The following is a 24279-nucleotide window of genomic DNA, read 5'->3' as shown; positions in this document are numbered from 1 at the left end:
GACAGTTTGGTCACAACCATTTGTTACGAAACGCACGGTCCGGATCATACGTGAACTGTTGACGCTCGATGTTGAAACGGCGGTCCCTTGAGTCGTTTCCGACACCCGCTTGGTACGCCCAATTCCCCCAATTGCTCGCCACGTCGTAATCGATCAATTTTGATTCAAAGTAGGAAGCCCCGTAGCGCCAGTCTTGTTTCAACTCCTTTACGAAATAGTTGGCCGCGATTTGTCGTCCCCGATTGGACATCCATCCCGTCGCATTCAGTTCGCGCATGAACGCATCGACGAAATCGACGCCCGTCTCTCCTCGTCGCCATGTTTCTACGACATCCGCATCGACTCGCCAGTCTTTTCGTTTCGACCGAATGCCTTGTGACCGAAACAATTTTTTCCCTTGTTCGAGCGCGACCCATTGGAAAAATTCACGCCATAATAGTTCAAAGTACAACCAGTACGTCGATTCATTTACCCCATGTGTTCGTTCATGCGCTTCGAGTTCAAAAAACACCCGTCGTGTGGATAACGACCCGTTCGCTAAATACGCTGATAGCTTCGTCGAGTCATCAACCCCAAATCCGTTTCTCGTTTCTTTATACGTTCGAATCGGCACGGACAAATAGTCGTTCAGCCGACGTTTCGCAGCCAATTCGCCACCTTTGAATGGAAAGGCCGTCCTTGGGTCTTGCTTTACTTCTTGAATCGAAAACGGGAACGTCACCTCGCGTGTGGCAGCAGTTGCCTTCCGGGAGATCAGTTCGCGAGGCCGTACATCATATTCGACCGCTTTTCGAAACTCTGTGAAGAGAAACGGCATTTTCTCAAATGGGATATCTTCTTTTTCAAATAAAGTAAATCCTTCGAACGTCTTGTACGTCCCTTTCCATCTTTTCATCACTTCATTTTCACGTCGGCGCTCATTGTACCCGACGGCCCGTTGAAACAAGAGACGGTCGGATGGATCGAGCGTCTCGAGCGGATGACCGACGTGCACGTAAAATGGGATTCCAAGCGCATCGAGTGAGCCGGCTACATCCTCTAATGACTCCTTCAGGAAATGCAGTCGTTCGTTCCCGAGCGGAATGACGCCATAACGATTTTCAATGAACTGATTCGGACTGATGAAAAAATGACCTTCAATCGGATCGTCATGGCGAAGTGCTTCTTCGAGCGGCAAATGATCATCAACACGTAAATCGTTTTGGTACCAAATGATTGTTTTCATCAATAGACCTCCTCCACTCTATAGTATGATGGGTTATGATCTCCTTCATGAGGCTGGAATGTGCTTGAGATATGTTTTCAAAATCAAATTGTGTGGAATATATTCTTCTAGAAGAGAAAGGGGTGCAGCATAATGGCTAAGAAAAGCAAAATGGGAACATTGATTAAAATCGCGACGGCGGTCGCACCGTTCGTCTACGATTACTATAAAAAGAACAAAGCAAAGAAATCACCGAAGAAATGAATCCAGCGTCTCAGCCAATTAGCTGAGGCGTTTTTTTCATGTTTTTCAATCGCCTATGCTAAGATAAATCAATCATTCTATTGAAACGAGGCGATGTTCGTGCACGTTCGATCCATCCACTTTTTACGTATTCTCTTCAAATGGGGTCTTTTCATGACCGGGTTGTTCTTACTCGCACTCGGGTCATCCATTATGATTACAGCAGATCTCGGGGTGTCCACATGGGACGTCCTCCATATCGGGATTGCCCACCATCTCCCGATTTCAATCGGAACGGTCATCCTATGCGTCGGACTTCTACTCGTCCTATTCAAATACATACTCGACCGCGTCCGTCCTCAGTTCGGCACGCTCGTCAACGCGGTGTTTGTCGGGGTATTTATGAACTTGATTTTAAACGAGCAATGGCTCCCTGTTTTTGAAGGGATGATGGTGAATATCATTTGGCTCACGTTCGGGATATTTGTCATAGGAATGGGGGCCGGGCTCTATGTTGCTGTCGGATACGGGGCTGGTCCACGCGACGGATTGACGCTCGCCTTAGCAGATCGTTTCAACACGTCTGTCCGTGCCATGCGGACATGGATGGAACTGACCGCTTGTCTCATCGGTTGGGCACTCGGCGGACCACTTTTCTTCGGTACCGTCTTGTCGATCTTCCTCATCGGTCCGTTCTTCCAGTTCTGGTTAGAGCGATTCCGTCTGTTTATCGCCTATATCGATCGTCTCAAGGTAAAATTCGCATGAAAAAGAGAGGGATTGCTCCCCTCTCTTTTTATGTGTTCGGAATGAGGACAATCTTTCCGAACTTGCCGGATTGTTTAAAATACGTCTGCGCCTCACGTGCCTCTTCGAGCGGGAACGTTCGGTCAATGACCGGTTTTAGCTTCCCTTCAGCGATCGAGCGCAACATTTCTGCGAACTCATGCCGTGTCCCGAGCACAGACCCGTACATGGCGATGTGTTTCAAGTAAAGTGTCCGAAAATCAAGATGGGTCGTCTGTCCGCCAGCAGAACCGGATATACAGAACTTCCCACCTTTTTTCAAGACTTGAAGAGACACATCAAATAACGCATCCCCGACGACGTCAAGCACTGCATCGACCGGACCACCGTTCGCCGCGATGATGTCCTCGGCGAGCGTCTCAGAACGATAAGAAAAGACTTCAGTCGCCCCGAACGCTTTTAACTCTTGCTCGTTTTTCAAATCACCGACGATGGCGAACACCTTCGCCCCGAATACGTTCGCCGCAATTTGAACGTTGAGCGAACCGACCCCACCGCTCGCACCCGTGACGACAATCGTTTCACCGGAACGAATGTGTAACTGTTCGTTCATATGCCATGCTGTAAGTCCGCTCACAGAAAAGACCGCACTCTCGACGAAATCATCAAGTGGCATATCAAAACAAAGGTCGGCCGGCCAGGCGACATATTCTGCATAGCCTCCGTCATACTCTGATCCAATAAAGGACATATCATCCGATAAATGTTCTTTCCGCTCAGGTCCGCTCGAGGTGAATGGGAATAAAACGACGTGTCGACCCATCAAAGCTTGATCGACCCCATCCCCGAGCTCGACGACTTCACCTGTGATGTCTGAACCGGGAATGCGTGGGAACTGCACGCCTTCCGGGCGCCACCCTGACTTCTCGCCAGTTCCATACGCCCCTTCTCGCATCCATATTTCCGTATTGTTAATCGCGCAGGCGCGTACCTTGATTAGAACCTCTCCCGCTTTCGGAGTCGGTTTCGGGATATCGACCACTTGAAGTTGGTCGACGTCCCCGTATCCTACAACTTGTACAGCTTTCATGGTGGATCTTCCTCCTTCTCTTTCGTTCATATGTATTTACCCACGAAATGCTGTTATCACGCCAAAAAGGGCCACCCTCTACCAGGCAGCCCTCGTATCATAGTTGTTGACGTTGTAACAAGTTCGTAAAAACGCCACCTTTTTGGCTAAGTTCTTCATGCGTTCCATCTTCTACGATTCCTTCCGCCGTCACGACGAGAATGCGGTCGGCATTCTTTACTGTCGCTAAACGGTGGGCGATGATGAGCGTCGTTCGATTCGCCGCCAGTTCATTCAATGAATCTTGAATGATTGCCTCGGTCTCCGTATCGAGCGCGGAGGTCGCCTCATCAAGAATCAAAATCGGCGGATTTTTCAAGAACATGCGCGCAATGGCGATGCGTTGTTTCTGACCACCCGAGAGCTTCAACCCACGTTCTCCGATTTGTGTGTCGAGACCGTGCTCGAGCTCTTCGACGAGCGTACCGAGATGTGCTTTTTCCACGGCATGCATGATGTCGGCATCGGTCGCATCGAGTTTCCCGTAAGCGATATTCTCACGTAACGTACCTGCAAACAAGAAGACGTCTTGTTGCACGATTCCGATTTGACGACGTAAGCTCTCTTTCGTCATGTCGCGGATGTCCAACCCGTCAATCGAGATGGCACCCTTCGTGACGTCATAAAAGCGAGGAATGAGTGAACAGATGGTCGTCTTCCCTGCCCCGCTCGTTCCGACCAAGGCCACGGTTGTCCCTGCCTCAATCGACAAGTCGATTTCCGTCAACACTTGGCGGTAGTCCGAGTAGCCAAACGAGACGTCGTCAAAGACGATATCGCCTTTCAACGTCTCGACTTCAATCGCATTCGCACGATTCTCGATGTCCGGTTCCTCATCGAGCAACTGCGTGAATCGTTTGAACCCTGCCATCCCTTTCGGATACATCTCGAGAAGCGCCGTGATCTTTTCAATCGGCTTGATGAGTAAGTTCATGTATAAGATGAACCCGACGAGTTGTCCGTACGATAGCTGACCCTCGTATGTTAAGTACGCCCCGTACACAAGGACGAGCAACGTCATAAGACGCGTCGTGATATAGATACCCGCGAGCGACGTACTCATGACACGATATGCCTCAATCTTCGAGCCGCGATAGAAGTTGTTGTCTTTTTGGAAACGTCCGATCTCGAACGCCTCGTTCGTGAACGATTGGACGACGCGTGCCCCGGACACACTGTCCTCGACGCGTGCGTTCACTTCCCCGATATTCGTGTACATCTTTTGCCACGCCTTGTTCATGTTCTTATTCGCATACGTGATCATGATGATGAGGAACGGTACCGCGACAACGGTGACGAGTGCGAGTTCCGGGTCAATCGAGAACATGATCCCGAACGCACCGAGCAACGTCATGATGGCGATAAAGAAGTCTTCCGGTCCGTGGTGCGCCACTTCCCCGATGTCGAACAAATCGTTCGTGACCCGGCTCATCAAATGTCCGGTCTTATGATTATCAAAGAAGCGGAACGATTGTTTATGGATATGCGTGAACAGCTCTTCCCGCATGTCCGTCTCGATGTTGATCCCGAGCTTATGTCCCCAGTAGTTGACGACATACTGCATCATCATGGCCAATATGTAAAGAATCAACAGGCCGATGCTGACGATGATAATCCAGTTCCATTCCCCACCCGGCAACAAGTCGTCGATGAACCATTGAACGGCGAGCGGAAACCCGAGTTCAAGCAGTCCGACGAGAATTGCGAATGAAAAATCGAGTAGGAATAACTTTTTATGTGGTCGATAATAACTAAAAAAACGTGAAATCATTCTCTCTTCCCCCTTCTCTGCATTAAGTGTACGCTTTTTTCCGAAAGGTGGAAAACAGGATGCATCCCTTTTTCATTCTTTTTTCAAACGGCGTATAATAAAAGTAAGGAGTGATACACATGCATGTACACATTACAGATCGTGCCCTCGAACGAATCGAGGCATTGAAAGGCGAACGCGAGGGACAGATGCACCTCTTTTACGAGACAGAAGGTTGTGGCTGTGGGAATAGTGGAATCTTCGAAATCCGATACGTCACGGAGACGACACCAGAAGACGTCGAGATCGACTCGAACCTTGGACCAATTTTAATCAAAAACTGGACGAAAGTGTTTTTAGATGAACAGATGAAAATCGACTTCCTTGAAGACCGTCGTACGCTCGTCTTGAAGAGTGACGGGCAAGTGTTCAATTCGAATCTACTCGTCACAGACGGCACAGGTTGTCAGTTGAACGTTCCGAGCCGATGAAACAGACGTTGAAACAACATCCGAAACTCCTTATTCTCTTTTTCGTGAGTTTCGGTCTTGGACTGTTCGGAATCTATCTGGCATTCATCGATTCGGTCTATACGATGTCCGCAGTCATCGCCTCGCTCTTTGCATTCGGGTTTGCGTTGCAGCGAACAGCAAAGAAAATGGATGATCCTACAATTTAAATGTCTACCCATATCAAATTCTAGTACATCATCTCATCACGAATGGACTGATGCGTATGAAACATTACCTTTTTTTCACTTTAGGAATCACTTCTGTACTAATGACGGGTTGTTCCGAACGATACGAGATAGACTCTGAATTTACAGGAATCGTTCAAGAGATCGACAACGAACGACTCACCGTTGTTGAAGAGAACACGTTGACAGCATATGAGATTCCATTGCCTCATGACGAGCCATATCAAGTCGGACAATTTGTTCGTATCACAGTCTACTCTGATACTGATCAAGACATTTGGGACCCGAAGCATATGCGCTTTAAGATTGACTCGATTGAACAACCCAAATAAACAAGAGGAGCTATGCCACGGCATAGCTCCTCTTGTTTATTATTTCTTCTCTTTTACTGCCGTACGAATCGATAACTCTTCGAGTTGCGCGTCCGCGACCGGGCTCGGTGCTTGCGTCAAGAGACAGCTTGCCGAAGCCGTTTTCGGGAAGGCGATCGTGTCGCGAAGGTTCGAACGACCCGCAAGAATCATGACGAGACGGTCTAGACCGAGTGCGATTCCCGCGTGTGGTGGTGTACCATATTCGAACGCTTCGAGTAAGAAGCCGAACTGTTCAACCGCTTCTTCTTGCGTGAAGCCGAGCAATTTGAACATACGCTCTTGGATGTCTCGCTCGTAAATACGCTGTGAACCGCCGCCGAGCTCGTAACCGTTCAAGACGAGGTCATACGCTACCGCGCGTACGCTTGCCGGATCTGTCTCGAGCAGGTGAAGGTCTTCACGGTTTGGCATCGTGAACGGATGGTGGTTCGCATAGAAGCGACCGTCTTCTTCTTCAAACGTCACGAGTGGGAAGTCCGTCACCCATAGGAAGTTGAACTTCGACTCGTCGATGAGACCAAGTTCGTGGCCGAGTTTGACGCGGAGTGCGCCAAGGCTGTCTGCGACGACAGTTGGTTTCGATGCGACGAAGAGAAGAAGGTCACCTGCTTCTGCATTCGTTGCTTCGATCAACTTCTGTGCGTACGTTTCGTCGAAGAATTTCGCGATTGGACCGTTCAAGCCTTCCGCTGTCACTTTGAGCCATGCGAGACCTTTCGCACCGTAGACCGCTGTGAACTCTTGGAGCTTGTCGATGTCTTTACGTGAGAAGTTGTCCGCCTCACCTTTGACGTTGATTGCTTTGACTTGTCCGTTTGATTCGAGTGCGGCGTCGAAGACTTTGAAGCCGGCACCTTTCACAGCGTCAGCCACGTCGATGAGTTCGAGGCCAAAACGCGTATCCGGTTTGTCTGAACCGAAACGACGCATCGCTTCCGCGTGTGTCATGCGCTCGAACTTCGCTGGTGTGTCCGTACGACCGAGCGTCGATTCCATGACTTGTCCCATCATCGATTCCATCATCGCCATCAAGTCTTCGATGTCCATGAAGCTCGTCTCGATGTCGACTTGCGTGAATTCAGGTTGACGGTCTGCACGAAGGTCCTCGTCACGGAAGCAGCGCGCGATTTGGAAGTAACGGTCAAATCCTGCGACCATGAGCAACTGTTTGAAGAGCTGTGGTGATTGCGGAAGTGCATAGAACTCACCACCGTGGACACGGCTCGGGACGAGATAGTCACGTGCGCCTTCTGGTGTCGACTTCGTCAAAATCGGCGTTTCGACTTCAAGGAACTCTTGCTCCGTCAAGAAGTTACGGATTGTGTTCGACGTCTTCGAGCGGAGACGGAACGTCTCTTGAAGCGCTGGCCGACGAAGGTCGAGATAACGGTATTTGAGGCGAAGGTCTTCTGAGACGTTTTCTGCCTCGTCACCAATCGGGATTGGTGTCATCTTCGCCGCGTTTAAGATGTTGATCTCGGACGCGATGACTTCGATGTTTCCTGTCGGCATGTTCGGGTTCTTGTTCTCACGCTCGAGAACCGTTCCCTTCACGTCGAGGACAAACTCGCTACGAATCGTCTCCGCGAGTTGGTGGACTGCTTCGTTCTCCGGGCGAACGACGACTTGGACGATTCCCGTGCGGTCACGAAGGTCGATGAAGATGAGTCCCCCGAGGTCACGACGTTTTTGTACCCATCCTTTTAATTGTACTTCTTGGCCGATGAGTGACTCTGTCACGCGGCCATTCATATGTGTGCGTCCGATCATTGTCCTGCTCCTTCCGATAGTTCACGAATTTTGTCTGCGACGGCCGAGAGTGGCACGTCGACTTGTTCACCAGTCGTCATATCTTTCAAGGCGGCTGCCCCGCGCTCGACTTCATCATCCCCTAAGATGACTGTGAACTTGGCTTTCAAGCGATCCGCCTGCTTGAATTGTCCTTTGAACTTGCGTCCTTGATAATCACGGTCAGCCTTGAACCCTTCCATACGGAGGAGTTGCAAGAGGCGTGTCGCCGTCAATTCGACTTCTTTCTCGCCTTGGGCGACGATAAAGACATCAAGTCCGGTCTCGAGTTCAGGTAAGACTCCTTCATTCTCCAATGCGAGGATGAGGCGCTCCAACCCGATCCCGAAACCGATTCCCGGCATGTCCGGTCCGCCGATATCTTGTACGAGACCGTTGTAGCGTCCACCGCCACAAAGTGTCGTGATGGCTCCGAAACCTTCTGCCTCAGACATGATTTCAAACGCCGTGTGCGTGTAATAATCGAGCCCACGAACGAGCGTCGGGTCGACTTCGTACGCGACGCCGAGTGCGTCGAGCTGTGCGAGTACTTGGTCGAAATAGGCTTTTGACTCCTCGTTCAAATATTCAAGGATTGACGGTGCCGTCTTCATCGACGGGTGATCACGGTCGACCTTGCAATCCAAGATGCGAAGTGGGTTCTTGTAAAGACGTGACTGGCAGTCTTGGCAAAGTTCACCTGCCACCGGCTCGAAGTGACGGATGAGCGCATCGCGGTGGGCGTTGCGGCTTTCCGCGTCCCCAAGCGAGTTGACGACGACTTTGATTTTCTGAAGCCCGAACGACTTGTAAATCGAGTAAGCGAGGCTGATGACCTCAGCGTCAACGGCCGGGTCGCTACTGCCGATTGCTTCGACACCGTATTGGTGAAGCTGACGGAAGCGACCTTTCTGCGGACGCTCATAGCGGAACATCGGTCCCATGTAGTAGAGCTTCGTCGGTTGATCCGGATTTCCGAACAGTTTGTTCGTCACGAACGCACGAACGACAGATGCCGTCCCTTCTGGGCGAAGCGTGTACTCGTCTTTTCCTTTCTTCACGAGCGTGAACATCTCTTTTTGTACGATGTCCGTCGTTTCACCGACACTGCGTGTGAACAGGTTCGTTGTTTCAAAGATTGGTGTGCGGATCTCTTTATAGTTGTAACGGGCGCTCATATCGCGAAGTTTTTCCTCGACATATTGCCACGTCTCGACCGTGCCCGGAAGCAGGTCTTGTGTACCGCGTGGTGCTTTCATCATCACATTTCCCTCCTTAAAAAATACAAAAAGACCCTCGTCCGCAAAGGGACGAGAGCCTGTGTAAGTTTCCCGTGGTACCACCCTCGTTGCAGAGCCATTGCTTGAAACTCTGCCACTCGAAATCGGTTAACGCCCGATGAGACGGCCCCCCCTACTCATTTTCAAGGGAGCACCTCCAAAGTGTCGTTCGGGTCATCATCCAGTCGATGCTTTCAGCCTAGGCATCGCTCTCTTTGCTGGTGGGTTGACCGTACTCTTCTTTATCGTAGGTGTTTGACTATATGCTTCATGATGCCGAATCAAGCCGGCATCTGTCAAGCGTTTTTTTCGAGCATGAGTGTGACCGGTCCGTCATTGACGAGTGCGACGTCCATCATCGCCCCGAAGCGTCCCGTCTCGACGATGAGCCCGTTCGCCCGGAGTCGCTCATTGAATTTTTCATAGAGCGTCTCAGCCATGTCCGGTTTGGCGGCCTTTGTGAAAGCAGGTCGCCGTCCTTTCATCGTGTCTCCATATAAAGTGAACTGAGAGACCGACAAAATTTCACCGGACACATCTTGAATCGATAAGTTCATCTTTTCTTGATCGTCCTCGAAGACGCGAAGCCCGGTCACCTTGTCGGCGAGCCAGTTCACTTCCTCTTCTGTATCTTCATGTGTCACACCGACGAGAAGCAAGTATCCGGCGTTGATTGCCCCGACGACTTCTTCCTCGACTGTGACCGATGCTTCTTTCACTCGTTGCAATAATATACGCACGTTCCTCTTCCTTTCGTCACGTCATCATGACTCGGCTGACCGAATACACGTCTGAGATTTGTTTGATGCGCTCGACGACTTTCTGCAAGTGATTCACGTTCGGAATCGAGATCGTCATCGAGATGCGGGCCTGTTTGTTTTGGTCGCCCCGACCACTGACGGCCACGATATTCGTATTCGTCGCCGATACCGCCTGTAGGACGTCGTTCAAGAGACCGGAACGATCATATCCCGTGATCTCGATATCGACGTTATAGTTCTTCTCTTTCGCCTGTCCGACTTCCCATTCGACGTCAAGGAGACGCTCCGGGTGTTGCTCATTGACGATGTTCAAGCAGTCTTTTCGGTGAATCGAGACGCCACGGCCACGGGTGATGTATCCGACAATCTCATCGCCCGGGACCGGGTTACAGCAACGGCTCATACGCACGAGCATGTTGTCGATTCCTTTGACCGTCACGCCCGCCTCTGCCGTTTTCTTCTTCGGCGCCTGACTGACTTTCAATTCGCTGATCGCTTCAGAGAGCTCGAGTTTCGGCTCTTTGCGCTGCTTCTCCGTCAACTTATGCGCGACTTGAGCGGCAGTGATGCCTTGATAGCCGACAGCGGCATACATCTCTTCCTCGTTCCCGAAGTTGAACTTCTCGACGACGATACTGAGTGCCGGCTCATCGATAATCTCTTTCGGTTCAAAACCAAGTTTCTTGATTTCTGCCTCGACGAGATCTTTCCCTTTCTCGACGTTCTCTTCACGCTGTTGACGTTTGAACCATTGACGAATCTTGTTCTTCGCCTGGCTCGAAACCGCGAGTTTCAACCAGTCCTTACTCGGGCCGTAACTGTGCTTCGACGTGATGATTTCAATGATATCACCCGTCTCGAGTTTGTAGTCGAGCGGCACCATCCGACCGTTTACTTTCGCGCCCGTCATCCGATGGCCGATCTCTGTATGAATTCGGTACGCATAGTCGATCGGGACTGAGCCCTTCGGCAATTCGAAGACGTCCCCTTTCGGTGTGAAGACGTAAAGCATGTCGCTAAAGAAATCAACTTTGAGGGATTCCATGAATTCCTCGGCATCCGTCGTATCCTTTTGCAGCTCAAGAATCTCACGAAGGTGGGCAATCTTCTCGTCGAACCCGTTCGTCGAGACATTTTTTCCTTCTTTATACGCCCAGTGCGCCGCAATCCCGAACTCGGCGATGAAGTGCATGTCCTTCGTCCGAATTTGGACTTCGAGCGGTTCACCTTTCGGACCGATCACGGTCGTATGGAGCGACTGATACATGTTCGGTTTCGGCATGGCGATATAATCTTTGAAGCGTCCCGGCATCGGCTTGTATTGCGTATGGATGATCCCGAGCACCGCATAACAATCACGAATCGAATCGACGATAATGCGGACCGCCATCAAATCATAAATTTCATTGAACTCTTTTTTATGCTTCACCATCTTATTGTAGATGGAATAGATATGTTTCGGTCGGCCGTTCACGTCTGCATCGATATGCACTTCTTCAAGAACCCCGTTCACTTCCGTGATGACAGAGGTGACGAGCGCTTCCCGTTCCGTCCGTTTTTGTTTCATCATCGAGACGATCTTATAGTATTGCTGCGGGTTGATATAACGTAATGAAATATCTTCGAGCTCCCACTTGATCGTCGAGATCCCCATCCGGTGCGCGAGCGGAGCAAAGATTTCGAGCGTCTCTTCTGCCTTTTGGACTTGTTTTTCTTTCGGCATATGCTGAAGCGTCCGCATATTGTGGAGCCGGTCCGCAAGTTTGATCAAGATGACACGCACGTCTTCTGCCATGGCGATAATCATCTTCCGGTGGTTTTCGGCGAGTTCTTCTTTTTTCGATTTATATTTGATCTTCCCAAGTTTCGTGACCCCATCGACAAGCATGGCCACGTCCGGACCAAAATCATCCGTCAGTTGCTGTAACGAAATATCCGTATCTTCGACAACATCATGCAAGAGCGCTCCAATAATCGTCGTGGCATCTAAGCCGATATCAACGAGAATGCCGGCCACTTGGACCGGATGGAGGATATAGGGCTCGCCCGAACGTCGGAACTGACCGGTATGATGAAGTTTTGCGTATTCGTAAGCGCGTTTCACTTCGGCTATATCGTCGTCACCCATATACTCCCCGAGCGCGTCGAGAAGATCCTCAATACTTACGATTTGTTTTTTGGTCATAACATTCGACACCCTTTTTCTAACCGCTCCAATCGCCTCGGATTCGTCGCAGCATGGTAGTAGTTTGTATTCAAGATTCTGTGATTTTTATAACCATTATCGAAAAAATCTGACGACCTGTCAAAGGTTGTAGGTTATTTTCCTTAAAAACTATTCAAAAACGGGAAGCATGTCGCTTCCCGTTCAAATTAGTCTTCGTAGCGGATGAGTGAGAACACGTCGTATCCTTCGAGACGCTCACGTCCACCAAGTCCATCGAGTTCAATCAAGAACCCGATTCCCGCCACAACTCCACCGAGTTGTTCAATCATTTTAATCGTCGCTTCAATCGTGCCACCTGTTGCGAGCAAGTCATCCAAGATGACGACTTGTTGTCCAGGTTGGATTGAATCTTTGTGCATCGTTAAGATGTCTGTTCCGTACTCGAGACCGTATGATACACGTACTGTCTCACGTGGTAACTTTCCTTCTTTACGTACAGGTACGAACCCGAGTTCAAGTGCATATGCTGCCGGGCAACCGACGACAAATCCGCGCGCTTCCGGTCCAGCGATCAACTCGGCTCCACGTTCACGTGCATAAGCGACGAGCTCATCTACCGATTTCTTGTAGACTTCGCCATTTTGCATGAGTGACGTGATGTCTTTGAAGCTGATTCCTTCCTTCGGATAATCTGCTACTTCTTTAATATGCTGTTTGAAATCCATTTTATGTGTATGCCTCCTGCATCTTGTTCGATCGCAACGATTGTAACCGCTCTTTGAGCTCCGCCAATGACGCGTATACGAAACGCTCTTCGAGTTGTTGGCGCCCAATCCGGCGTTGATAGCACGGCGCCTCGGTCAAATCGCGTTTCGGTGCTTCTGGATTGACTCCAGGCAGTCCGTCTTCCATTGTAACAAGAAATTCGAGTTCAGAGAATACTTGATGCATAAATTGAATCGTATTTTTTGACCATTTTCGCTCTTTTGACAGACGAATCAGGTTTTCACGAAGATTTTTCCGTTCGCATGTCGCCATATGGACATAATACGTTCGGAAATCCTCGCGGGACGGAAGACGTTCAAAGAACGAGTCTCCTTGACCGAAGGCACAATAAATGCGTTCGACCCCTTCATGAAGTTTCTCTGCGAGTACCTCTTCATCATCAGGAAGATCGAGCAAGACGACGAAACGGTTGAGCGGTTCATCTCCTTCATGGAGTGGAAAATCTTCGTTCGTCCCTTGGAAAGATAAGAATGACGTCTGTTCTTTCGGCAAGTCTTTCAACTCTTGCATCGATTTTTTCTTCCCACGATAGTCAAACACCTGGAAGTCATCGACGCGTAAGTCTTGTATCATGAGCTGGGGCTTACGCATCCCGTTCCATTCGTTCACTTGAAGACTTCCCATCACCGAGATATGAGCCATCTTTGAAATCTCTGAAACAACGTGTCCGAATCCAAATCCGATGCCATCGAGCTCACGCTTGTCTCCGGCGAGCTGTACTTTCAAATGGGTGGCGTCACGTCCGATTTGGCGAATATCACGCAGTTTCGCATCTGCGACGACGACACGAGGGGATGGGTTCCCCATACCAAATGGCGCGAGCTTTCCAATCTCTGAGATCAAATCGAGCGAAACGTCGTTAACGGAGAGTTTCAAGTCGACGTTGACTCGTGGTACAAACACGTCATCCGGGATGGACTCCGCCTGACGATTCAGTCGCTCTCGTAGTTCGGCGACGTGTTCCGACTGAAGGGTCATCCCGGCCGCGGCTGGGTGTCCGCCAAAGTGTGGCAAGATATCTTCATTCTTCGAAAGTTCATTGAAGAGGTCAAACCCATCAATCGAGCGACCCGACCCTTTCGCCTTGCCCGTCTCAGGGTCGTGGCAAAGGAGGATGACTGGACGATAGTACGCTTCGACGAGACGAGATGCGACAATCCCGACGACGCCAGGATTCCACTTCTCACTCGCCACGACGAGTACACGGTCCTCGGTCATCGATGCTTCGACGAGTTCTTTCGCTTCAGCAGCGATTGTCTTGACGATGTCTTGACGTTCTTTGTTTTGCTTATCGAGCTGTTTCGCGAGCTCGAGCGCTTCCTCGACATGTTCGGCTAGGAGCATTTGAAGTGCCGGCATCGCCGAATCGAGTCGACCCGCGGCATTGATGCGAGGACCGAACGCGAAACCGACCGATTCTTCGTTCAACACGCTGTCACCGAGACCACATACTTCACGTAACGCTAAGATACCTGGACGTTTTGAAGCCTCGAGTGCGGCGATTCCCTTCTTCGCGAGCAACCGATTCTCTCCGTCGAGTGGGACGAGGTCGGCAATCGTTCCGAGGACGGCCAAATCAAGGAGTTCTTCCGGCATTCTTCCTAAAACGGCGTGTGCCACTTTGAGGGCGACTCCCGCTCCGGCGAGTTTGTCGTATGGATACCCCGGGTCGATATGCGGATGAATGATCGCATAGGCGTCCGGCAATGTCTCTTTCGGCTCGTGGTGGTCCGTGATAATCAAATCGACGCCAAGGTCTTTCAAGAGTGTCGCTTCTTCAATCCCTGAAATTCCGCAATCCACCGTGATGACCAAGGTGAATCCCTCGTTCGCCGCCCATTGAAACGCTTCTTTGTTCGGTCCATATCCTTCCGTGAAACGGTTCGGAATATAACACTCGGCCATGACACCGATTTCGGTCAACGCGTGCCACATGACGGATGAGGCGCTGACCCCGTCGACATCGTAGTCACCATAGATGAGCACCATCTCCCCATCGTCTGCTGCCTGTTTGATGCGGGTGACGACTTTCTCCATCTGTTCAAACAAGTACGGGTCATGAAAGACGAGTTCTTCCTCGGCATACAAGAATGCCTTGGCCGATTCTACGTCTTGATGACCACGCTGAACGAGCAACGTCGCCAGTTGTGCTGATATATTTAATTCGTTTTGTAAACGCGTGACGTCGTCCGGATTCGTTTCCGGATAGAGCCACTGTTTCTTCGAATGGTACATGTCCTTCACTCCAATCAATTGTAGATTATAGCAGACCGCGTGAAAGATGTGCCGTCTTGACATTTGAAAAGGTCTCCCGATTGAAGGGAGACCCACTTGTTACGCCTCTGTGACCGGCGTATCTTTTTTCTTGTTGATTGTCGTACGTTTGATGAGGAGCCATAAATACGATGCAATGAAGATCGAAGAATACATCCCCATGAAAAGTCCGACGATGAGGGCGAGCGAGAAGCTGCGAATCGACTCTGCCCCGAATACATACAAGGCAATCGCTGTAACGAGTACCGTGATGACCGTATTCACGGACCGTACGATTGTCTCTTGAATCGACTTGTTGATGATTGACTCATAGACGTCCATCGACTTGATTTTTCGTTCCTTTTCATACGACGTGATGTTCTCGCGGACCCGGTCGAACGTAACGATCGTATCGTTGACCGAGTAACCGATGATGGTCAAGATCGCGGCGATGAAGTACAAGTTGACCTCGATCCCAAATAACGAGAACGCGACAATCATGAAGAAGGCATCGTGGAGCATGGCAACCACGGTCGCGACCGCATAGGAGAATTGGAAACGGACCGTGATGTAGAGAATGATCCCGATTGAGGCGACGGCTACCGCATACAAAGCATTTTTCGCCAAGTCACGACCAACTTGAGCCGAGACGGTGCTGATATTCGGGTCGTTCCCGAACTGTTCGGTGAACGCCGTCTTGACGTTCGCGACTTCCTCTTGCCCTAATTGACCGACGAATGTGACATATGCCAAGCGACCTTCATCTGCATATTGGACGCTTGAAATCTCTTGGTCGACACCGGCATCGTTGAACGCTTGCGTGAATTCCTCTTGCGATACGCGTTCTTCCGTCAAGACTTCGACGCGTGTCCCTGAAGCAAAATCGATTCCGAGGTTCAACCCACGGAAGAACAAGAGACCGATTCCGAGAACGACGATCGCCGTCGAAACCAAGAACATCGTGCGCATATGTTTCACGTAATTCCATTCAGTAAGCTTAAAGTTCACGGATTTCACTCTCCTTCACACCAAACCATCCTTTGCGTTTGTCGAACAGACGACTTGAGACAAGGAGGTGCATCAAATAACGTGAGATGAATACGTTCGAGATGAACGTCATCCCGATTGAGATCATGAGCATGACGGCGAACCCTTTGACCGAGCTTTGTCCGAAATAGAACAAGACCGCAGCCGAGATGAGCGTCGTCAAGTTGGCATCGATGATCGTACTGAGGGAACGACGGTTACCTGCACGGAATGCCGATAAGACCGATTTTCCAGAGCGGAGCTCGTCTTTAATTCGTTCTGCGGTAATGATGTTCGCATCGACTGCCATACCGACCCCGAGGACGAGTGCCGCAATCCCTGGGAGCGTCAAGACCGCGTTGATTCCGTTGAAGAACAACATGATCAAGTTGATGTACAGAACAAGCGTGATGATCGACACAAGTCCTGGGAGACGATAGAAGAACAACATGAAGAGGAATACAGCGATTATTCCGATTGTTGCGGCAAATACCGTTTCTTCTAAAGCATCTTGACCGAACTGGGCCGATACAGATGTCGAGTAAATCTCATCAAGTTTGACCGGGAGCGCCCCTGCATTCAAGATGTCCGCAAGGCGTTGACCGCTTTCCGCGTCAATTCCACCACCTGAGATGATGGCTTTATCCGATAAGATCGGGCTCGTTACCGAAGCATCTGACACAATCTTCGAGTTCTCTTTTTGAACTTCTTCCTCATATGTGTCGCCCTCTTCATAGTCGAGCCAAATGACCAGACGGTTCTCAGGAGCTGGAAGTTGTGCAATCTCAGATGTCACTTCACCAAACTTGTCAGCCGATTGAAGTGTCAACTCAACGACCGGTTGTCCTTGTTGGTTGTAGCTGAGCGCTGCCCCACGCGGCGCCAAGTCTTTCCCATCGAGCAAGACGTTGTCGTTCACGTCACGGAATGTCAATTGTGCCGTAGACGAGAGAACTTCGCGCGCTTCGTTTTGGTTCGATACGCCCGCGAGCTGGACACGGATGCGATTGTTTTCTTCGATTCGAACGTCCGGTTCAGAAACTCCGAGGACGTTGATTCGGTTATTGATGGCGCGAACGGTTGCATTCATCGCCGACTCGTCGATGACGTCGCCGTCTTCGAGCGGTTGTACTTCATACAAAACTTCGAATCCACCTTTTAAGTCGAGTCCGAGGTTCGTGTTCTTGACGACCCATGGTGTCGTGAACACTGCGAGCAGGATTGTCGCAATCATGATGATCGCAAAAATCGCAATGTTGCCTTTTTTGTACATACGACTATTTCCTTTCTAAACCACTGTTCTTGATAAAAACTTCTCTCGTTAACATTACAAATTTTCTAAACATTTATCAATCATTTTCCTAAAATTGTAACGACCTTCACAGATTGTTTGACTGAGTTTGCGTATAAGACTAAATGTTGCACATGGGCAAAACTTCATGTATGATGTAGCTAACATCAAAACATCAAAGGAGTCTTTCCATATGGACAGCACAGTTATTTATGCCTTTCTCCTTACTCTATTCGCCGGTCTTGCTACCGGAATCGGGAGTATGATCGCATTCTTTGCGAAACGGACGAACACGGCATTCCTCTCCATCTCGCTTGGATTTTCCGGAGGCGTCATGATTTACGTGTCGTTCATCGAGATTTTCCCGAAAGCGCTCGAGGAACTCGTCGGTGCCCACGGGGAGTATACAGGAACGATTTACACCGTCCTCGCATTCTTCGGTGGGATGTTCTTGATTGGAATGATCGATAAGTTCATTCCGAAAATGGAGAATCCACACGAAGTCAAGTTCGTTGAGTCGATGCAGAATGACCCGACAACACATGAACTCGCAACGACGACGACAAGTGAAGCGGCTCCAATCAACCATCCAGAGGTACAAAATCGACTTAAAAAAATGGGGATTTTCATGGCACTCGCCATCGGGATTCACAACTTCCCAGAAGGACTTGCGACGTTCGTCTCGGCACTAGATGACCCGGCCGTCGGCTTAGCCATCGCCATCGCCATCGCCCTACACAACATTCCAGAAGGGATTGCCGTCTCCGTCCCAATTTATTATGCGACGGGCTCACGGAAGAAAGCGTTCAAGCTTTCGATGTTGTCAGGGCTTGCCGAGCCAGCTGGAGCGGCCATCGGATTCTTGTTACTCATGCCGTTCTTGAGCGACACCGTCTTCGGACTCTTGTTCGCGGCAGTCGGTGGGATCATGGTATTCATCTCACTCGACGAGTTACTCCCTGCCGCCCGTGAATATGGGCATGCCCACCATTCGATGTATGGAATGGTCGCCGGGATGATCGTCATGGCGACAAGTCTTATCTTATTAATGTAACGAGCAATGCCCTGACGCGCGCGTCAGGGCACTTGTTATGTCGTTTTAAACACATGGACGACATCTTTTAATTCAGACGACATGTGACTCATCGTTTCAGCGATGCCGTTAATCTCTTGAATGGCAGCAAGCTGTTCTTCGACGTTCGCCCCCGCTTCTTCGACGCTACGCTGTGTCGAGACGGCGTTCGTCGACATATCTTCAACAGAGACGGCAACTTCAGTCGTGTTGGCACTCACTTCCTCTGTCGCTGCCGCAATCTCACTCATTTGACGCGACGTCTCTTCGATGACCGATACGATCTCCCGGAACGCCTCAGCCACTTCTCCCATTTGTGATACCCCGTTCTCCACATGTACGCTCGATTCTTCGAACGCCGATTCGACTTGTTCCGTGTCACGTTGAATGTCACGGACGACGGTCTGGATTTGAATGGCGGATTGTTTCGATTCCTCAGCGAGCTTTCTCACTTCTGCCGCGACGACGGCAAACCCTTTTCCGTGTTCACCCGCACGTGCCGCTTCAATCGCCGCATTTAAAGCAAGCAAGTTCGTCTGTTCCGTGATGGCCGTGATGGAACGGGTAATCTTTTCAATCTCAAGCGATTGGTTCGATAGACGGTTCACCATCTGTTGGGTGAGCTCGTTGGCACGTCGAATTTCTTGCATTCGTTTCTCTGCCAATTGAACGGTCTCAAGTCCACCGTTCGCCGCCTCGAGTGTATGTATCGTCTGCTCATTTACACCTTGCGATGCCGCAGCGATTTGATTCAATCCATCGACCGCTTGATTGACACCAATCGTTCCTTCTTCCGCTCGCTTCGAGGATCCTTGCGCAGCCACATTCATCTCTTCGAACAATCGAGAGACGCCTTGGGTCGTTGTCGCGACATGGTCTGTGCTTGCGTAAAGTTCTTCAGAATATGCGGTCACTTTGTCCGACGCTTCTCCAACCCGACGAATCAAACCGACCAAGTTATGCTTCATTTCATTGAATGCCGTTACGAGGTCTCCTAGTTCATCGTTAGAGGCGACCTCGATATCTTCTCCCGTCAAATCCCCTTCTGCCATGATGCGTGCCTGACGACCAAGTCGATTGATCGGTTTTAAGAAGAGGCGCTGTAAGGCAAGTAAAGACAGAACTCCAATCACGACACCGCCAATGCTGATGATGAGCATCCAAAGGATTGAACTTTCTGCATCTGCTTGTACCGCTTTCGTCTCAGACTCGAGGAGCTCCCCTTTATATTCGACAAGGTCGGTCACGGTCATGCGTACCCGATCCGTCGTCGGTGTCACACTCGTGTTGAGAACGGTTTTGAAGCCAATTTCGTCTTGTTGTTGACGAAGTTCGACGGCACGATTCATCTCACGGTCTAATAGCTCGTTAAATTTCTCCAAATCTCCCAACCAAGACAAGATCTTCTCATCTGAAGAAGATGCCTTGAGTGAAGCCATCAATTCGTCTCGTTGTTCTTGAACTCCCTGGAGACTGATGAGCGTCTTCGGATTGGCTACAAGCATATAGTAGTTCAAGTAGCGTTCGGCATCCGTCACCGCTAATGATAGATTCTCTGCAAGCAGCATCTCCTGCGTGCCTTCACTGAGTACCCGGTCATAGGCGGCAGTCGATTGTCTCAATTGATAAGATCCGAGCGCGCCGACAATGACGAGCGTAATGATCGTCGGAATGAGCGCGATGGACATACGTCGTCTCAGCGATGAGCGTCCTCTCTGTTTCGTACCACTTCGTTTTATGCTCCATCCTTTCCACTTCTTCATCTGGTTAATCAATCGTTTCACGTCCATGTCATTCGTTCTCCTTCATCTCGGATTTCTTCTCAATTTGAGGTTAGTGCAAACGTTTTCATTAATCAAATCGATTTTTCGAAATGAGGTGGATAAATTTTGAATCGGATTCGTTTTGACAAAAAGAAGTCATCTTTGTATACTTTAAATCGTAATTATTACGCTTTGGAAGGATTCTCTATGATTGTGGAAAATACGAAGTTATTAATCATTGGTGCTGGTGTACACGGAATGACCCTCGCCATCTCATATATGGAACAAGGCGGGTGCTTGGAGGATTTGATTATTGTCGACCGTCTCACTGACCCATTATCGAACTGGAAACAACAAACTTCATCCATCTCTATGTCGCACCTGCGTTCGACCCGAGTGCATCACGTTTCTTCGAATCCCCATGCGTTGAAACAGTTCGCCTCGCGCTATGCCTATCGTTCCAATCATTTCAAAGATACGTTCGGACGTCCATCGCTCGAACTGTTCAACGACCATGCCGAATCGTCATGGAACGCGTATCGCCTTGATGAGCGGTTCCACGGAAATGAAAAGGTGATGACTCTCCGCAAAGATGGCGCACACTATCATGCCCGAACAAATCATCGCCTCATTGTCGCGGACTCGGTCATTGTCGCGATCGGTCAATCGGAAAATGTCGTGTTACCTGAATGGGCCGACGAACAATGTCGACACGTGTTCGAAAAAGACCAATCGGATGAATCGGATCAAGTGACTGTCGTCGGCGGTGGCATCACAGCACTTCACTATGTCGTGAAGCGTGCCAATCAGGGTCACCGTGTCACCCTTGTGACGAGACGTCCGCTCGAAGTGAGTCAATTTGACGCCGATCGACAGTTTATGGGACCGAAAGGATTAGATGACTTCCATCGTCTAAAACAAGACTGGACGACAAAACGATCATTCATCGCCCGTGAACGAAAACCGGGATCGGCTCCGAACGATCTCGTCTTAAAAGTGAAGCGCCTCATACAGACGAACGCTGTGACGCAAATCATCGGAGAAGTCGAGCGGGACAGTGGTTCGCTATTTGTGAACGGTGAACAACTTGCCGGAAAAGAAGTCGTCTGTTGTACGGGAATCAGACCTCACCCTGTGAAAGAGACATTTCTTCAGCCCTTGATCGAACAATTCAACCTACCTCTCACCCCATGTGGCACCCCTGTCCTGAATGAGCATCTTGAATGGAAGCCTGGACTTTACTTGACCGGTCCTTACGCCGATTTGATCATCGGCCCGTTCTCAAGAGCCATCTATGGTGGACAAGAGGCCGCTCGTAGAATTCTCCCCCAACTTCTAGCCACACAAAAAAGCGTCTGACCATGATGGTCAGACGCTTACTTGCTTATTCCTCAAATGAGGCATTCGCTTTTTTCACGACTTCCGCAACTGCGCTTCGGTTGAAACGGAGAAGCGATTGATCGCATTTCAAAACGACATGTGTGTCTTCGATTTGATGAACGACGCCGTGTAAACCGCCGATTGTGACAACGCTGTCGCCACGCTCGAGGGCGTTTTGCATCGATTGTACTTCTTTTTGGCGTTTCGTCTGTGGACGAATCAAAAGGAAGTAAAATACGACGAAAATCAAGATCATTGGTAATAACGTAACGAGTGTTTCCATGAGTAACATTCACCCTTTCCTTCAATATCAGGTTCATTATACCGTGAAACTGAAGCATTGTCACACAATGTCCGACACGTTTCTTTAGAAATTCTTCGCATTCGGCTTGTTGTAGCCGTATTCTTCGAAGAACTCTTCTTTGAAATCGAGCAAGCGGTCTTCGCGAATCGCTTGACGAACCTGCTCCATCAACTTCACGAGGAAGTGAAGATTATGTGTCGTACACAAGTGAAGACCAAACATCTCATCCGCACGAATCAAGTGGTGAACGTACGCACGCGAGTAGTTCTTACACGTATTGCAGTCACACTTCTCATCGATTGGACCAAAGTCCGTCTTATATTTCGCTTGTTTGATCGTGACGCGACCTTTCGACGTCATGAGCGTTCCGTTTCGTGCGATGCGAGTCGGCAGAACGCAGTCGAACATGTCGATTCCGCGAATCGACCCTTCAATCAACGCATCCGGTGAGCCAACACCCATCAAATAACGTGGTTTGTTCTCTGGCATGAGCGGTGTCGTGAATTCGAGGGCACGATACATTACATCTTTTGGTTCACCGACCGAGAGACCACCGACCGCATATCCCGGAAAATCAAGAGAGACGAGGTCTTGGGCGCTTTGACGACGAAGGTCCTCATACTCTCCACCTTGGATGATACCGAAGAGCGCTTGGTCTTCTGGACGTTCATGTGCCTCGAGGCAACGTTCCGCCCAACGGCTCGTCCGCTCGACCGACTTCTTCATGTATTCATGCGTCGCCGGATAAGGCGGACACTCATCGAATGCCATCATGATGTCCGACCCGAGCGCGTTTTGAATCTCCATCGCCTTTTCTGGTGACAAGAACAACTTGTCGCCGTTCAAATGGTTACGGAAATGAACACCTTCCTCTTGGATATTTCGGAGGTCGGCAAGTGAGAACACTTGGAATCCACCCGAGTCCGTGAGGATTGCCCCGTCCCAGTTCATGAACTTATGAAGTCCACCGGCTTGTTTGATGACCTCATGTCCTGGACGAACCCAAAGGTGATACGTGTTCGACAAGATAATGTTCGCACCCATCGCCTTGACCTGTTCAGGTGCCATCGTTTTGACGCTCGCTTGCGTCCCGACCGGCATGAAGACCGGTGTCTCGAATGACCCGTGCGGCGTATGGACGATTCCGTGCCGCGCTCCGGTCTGTTTGCATGTGTGGATGTGTTCGTATGTGACTGCATGTTTTGTCATTTTGTTACTTCCTTCCTCGTGATGAGCATCGCGTCTCCAAAGCTGAAGAAGCGGTATCGTTCTGCGACCGCAGTCCGATAAGCGTGTAAGATGATGTCGCGCGTCGCAAATGCCGAGACGAGCATGACGAGCGTTGATTTAGGGAGATGGAAGTTCGTGATCAATCCATCGATTGCCTTTAACTCAACACCAGGGTAAATAAAGATATCCGTCCAGCCCGATGACTCGACGAAGTCCCCGTGATCTCGCATGATCGTCTCAAGCGTGCGCGTCGATGTCGTCCCGACCGCAAAGATGCGACCGCCATTCGCTCGAATCTCTCGAAGCGCAGCTGCCGATTCAGCCGACAACTCGAAATATTCACTATGCATCGTATGTTCCTCGATAGAATCAGCCGTCACCGGACGGAACGTCCCGAGGCCGACGTGAAGTGTGAGCGGGATCAACCGGACACCTTTCGCTTTGGCCGCTTCAAGCAGTTCCTCAGTGAAATGAAGACCGGCTGTCGGAGCGGCCGCACTGCCTCGTTCACGGGCATAGACCGTCTGATAACGGTCTTGGTCATCGAGTTGTTCGCGAATATACGGCGGGAGCGGCATCGTTCCAAGCTCGTCTAAAATCTCATAGAAGATGCCGTCGTAGTCAAACTTGAAACGACGTCCACCTTCTGGGAGCTCCTCGACGCATTCTGCGCGGAGAAGGCCGTCCCCGAACTCAACGATGGAGCCGACACGAACTTTTTTCGCCGGTTTGACGAGTGCTTCCCATACATCATCTTCCGTCTGCTTCAACAAGAGCAGTTCGACTTTCCCGCCTGTTTCTTGCTTTGCCCCAAAAAGGCGTGCCGGTAAGACGCGCGAATCGTTGACGACGAGCGCATCCCCCTCGTTCAAATAATCGAGCACGTCACGGAAGTGGCGATGCTCGATGTCCCCTGTCTCGCGGTCTAATACGAGCAAGCGTGAGCTTGTCCGATCAAGCAATGGGACTTGCGCAATCAACTCTTCTGGCAATTCAAAATCATAATCGTTTACGTTCAATTGAATGTCTTGCAT

19 protein-coding genes, 1 pseudogene and 1 other annotated feature are annotated in these 24279 nt (G+C 50.1%); of the genes and pseudogenes, 6 read left to right on the top strand and 14 right to left on the bottom strand.

What is annotated here, in order from left to right:
• Positions 1 to 10: 10 nt before the first annotated feature.
• Positions 11 to 1225 (bottom strand): DASH family cryptochrome, encoded by a 1215-nt coding sequence (locus KNO65_RS06435; protein ID WP_214782718.1) that lies wholly within the window; start codon positions 1223 to 1225, stop codon positions 11 to 13.
• A gap of 336 nt (positions 1226 to 1561) precedes the next feature.
• Here KNO65_RS06435 and KNO65_RS06430 point away from each other — a divergent pair, with 336 nt between their 5' ends.
• Complete coding sequence (locus tag KNO65_RS06430) at positions 1562 to 2215, top strand: DUF6198 family protein (protein WP_214782715.1); 654 nt, start codon at positions 1562 to 1564, stop codon at positions 2213 to 2215.
• A gap of 28 nt (positions 2216 to 2243) precedes the next feature.
• On the opposite strand, the gene KNO65_RS06425 is transcribed toward KNO65_RS06430, so the two are convergent.
• On the bottom strand, positions 2244 to 3284 hold the full coding sequence (locus tag KNO65_RS06425; RefSeq protein WP_214782712.1) for an alcohol dehydrogenase family protein: 1041 nt from the start codon (positions 3282 to 3284) through the stop codon (positions 2244 to 2246).
• Positions 3285 to 3381: 97 nt separating this feature from the next.
• Entirely contained in the window at positions 3382 to 5094 is a 1713-nt protein-coding gene (locus tag KNO65_RS06420) for an ABC transporter ATP-binding protein (RefSeq protein ID WP_214782709.1), read from the bottom strand.
• Between the two features lie 119 nt (positions 5095 to 5213).
• Between KNO65_RS06420 and KNO65_RS06415 the strand changes: the two genes are divergently transcribed.
• From KNO65_RS06415 to KNO65_RS06405, 3 genes are read left to right on the top strand one after another with little or no spacing between them, the layout of a single operon-like run.
• Entirely contained in the window at positions 5214 to 5564 is a 351-nt protein-coding gene (locus tag KNO65_RS06415; RefSeq protein ID WP_214782705.1) for an iron-sulfur cluster biosynthesis family protein, read from the top strand.
• Positions 5537 to 5752 (top strand): hypothetical protein, encoded by a 216-nt coding sequence (locus KNO65_RS06410; protein WP_214782702.1) that lies wholly within the window; start codon positions 5537 to 5539, stop codon positions 5750 to 5752. Before KNO65_RS06415 ends, KNO65_RS06410 begins: the two co-directional genes overlap by 28 nt.
• Before the next feature lie 56 nt (positions 5753 to 5808).
• The gene (locus KNO65_RS06405) at positions 5809 to 6102 is read left to right on the top strand and encodes a hypothetical protein (protein ID WP_214782699.1); all 294 of its coding nucleotides are present in this window, start codon (positions 5809 to 5811) and stop codon (positions 6100 to 6102) included.
• 39 nt (positions 6103 to 6141) lie between these two features.
• Here the strand turns inward: KNO65_RS06405 and aspS are convergent, their stop codons facing one another.
• The 7 genes and pseudogenes from aspS to secD all read right to left on the bottom strand — a co-directional run bounded on the left by aspS (position 6142) and on the right by secD (position 17478).
• On the bottom strand, positions 6142 to 7914 hold the full coding sequence (gene aspS / locus KNO65_RS06400; protein ID WP_214687837.1) for an aspartate--tRNA ligase: 1773 nt from the start codon (positions 7912 to 7914) through the stop codon (positions 6142 to 6144).
• Positions 7911 to 9191, bottom strand: a complete 1281-nt coding sequence (gene hisS, locus KNO65_RS06395) for a histidine--tRNA ligase (protein ID WP_214794588.1) — start codon at positions 9189 to 9191, stop codon at positions 7911 to 7913. The genes aspS and hisS overlap by 4 nt, the downstream gene beginning before the upstream one ends.
• A gap of 44 nt (positions 9192 to 9235) precedes the next feature.
• Positions 9236 to 9470 (bottom strand) — a binding site (T-box leader).
• Between the two features lie 38 nt (positions 9471 to 9508).
• Positions 9509 to 9952 (bottom strand): D-aminoacyl-tRNA deacylase, encoded by a 444-nt coding sequence (gene dtd / locus KNO65_RS06390; RefSeq protein ID WP_214782695.1) that lies wholly within the window; start codon positions 9950 to 9952, stop codon positions 9509 to 9511.
• A gap of 16 nt (positions 9953 to 9968) precedes the next feature.
• Positions 9969 to 12158 carry a RelA/SpoT family protein gene (locus KNO65_RS06385; protein WP_015881176.1) on the bottom strand — a complete coding sequence of 730 codons (2190 nt, stop codon included), beginning with the start codon at positions 12156 to 12158 and terminating at the stop codon, positions 9969 to 9971.
• A gap of 188 nt (positions 12159 to 12346) precedes the next feature.
• Entirely contained in the window at positions 12347 to 12865 is a 519-nt protein-coding gene (locus KNO65_RS06380; RefSeq protein WP_015881175.1) for an adenine phosphoribosyltransferase, read from the bottom strand.
• Between the two features lies 1 nt (position 12866).
• The gene (gene recJ / locus KNO65_RS06375; protein WP_214782692.1) at positions 12867 to 15161 is read right to left on the bottom strand and encodes a single-stranded-DNA-specific exonuclease RecJ; all 2295 of its coding nucleotides are present in this window, start codon (positions 15159 to 15161) and stop codon (positions 12867 to 12869) included.
• Positions 15162 to 15260: 99 nt separating this feature from the next.
• Positions 15261 to 17478: pseudogene (secD, locus tag KNO65_RS15875) on the bottom strand (protein translocase subunit SecD).
• 211 nt (positions 17479 to 17689) lie between these two features.
• Between secD and zupT the strand changes: the two are divergent.
• Entirely contained in the window at positions 17690 to 18550 is an 861-nt protein-coding gene (gene zupT / locus KNO65_RS06360; protein WP_214782686.1) for a zinc transporter ZupT, read from the top strand.
• Between the two features lie 35 nt (positions 18551 to 18585).
• Here the strand turns inward: zupT and KNO65_RS06355 are convergent, their stop codons facing one another.
• Positions 18586 to 20358 carry a methyl-accepting chemotaxis protein gene (locus KNO65_RS06355; protein ID WP_214782682.1) on the bottom strand — a complete coding sequence of 591 codons (1773 nt, stop codon included), beginning with the start codon at positions 20356 to 20358 and terminating at the stop codon, positions 18586 to 18588.
• Positions 20359 to 20538: 180 nt separating this feature from the next.
• On the opposite strand from KNO65_RS06355, the gene KNO65_RS06350 reads away from it, so the two are divergent.
• On the top strand, positions 20539 to 21690 hold the full coding sequence (locus KNO65_RS06350) for an FAD-dependent oxidoreductase (protein ID WP_214782679.1): 1152 nt from the start codon (positions 20539 to 20541) through the stop codon (positions 21688 to 21690).
• A 25-nt stretch (positions 21691 to 21715) separates the two neighbouring features.
• On the opposite strand, the gene yajC is transcribed toward KNO65_RS06350, so the two are convergent.
• From yajC to queA, 3 genes are all read right to left on the bottom strand, one after another.
• Positions 21716 to 21994, bottom strand: coding sequence for a preprotein translocase subunit YajC (yajC, locus tag KNO65_RS06345; protein WP_214782676.1), 279 nt, complete (start codon positions 21992 to 21994; stop codon positions 21716 to 21718).
• 84 nt (positions 21995 to 22078) lie between these two features.
• Positions 22079 to 23224, bottom strand: coding sequence for a tRNA guanosine(34) transglycosylase Tgt (gene tgt, locus KNO65_RS06340; RefSeq protein ID WP_015881169.1), 1146 nt, complete (start codon positions 23222 to 23224; stop codon positions 22079 to 22081).
• Positions 23221 to 24279: a tRNA preQ1(34) S-adenosylmethionine ribosyltransferase-isomerase QueA gene (queA, locus tag KNO65_RS06335; protein ID WP_015881168.1), complete on the bottom strand. Its 1059-nt coding sequence runs from the start codon at positions 24277 to 24279 to the stop codon at positions 23221 to 23223. The genes tgt and queA overlap by 4 nt, the downstream gene beginning before the upstream one ends.

The organism is Exiguobacterium sp. S3, assembly GCF_018617295.1.
GTDB lineage: Bacteria > Bacillota > Bacilli > Exiguobacteriales > Exiguobacteriaceae > Exiguobacterium > Exiguobacterium profundum.
This window is presented reverse-complemented; position numbering and strand designations above follow the sequence as displayed.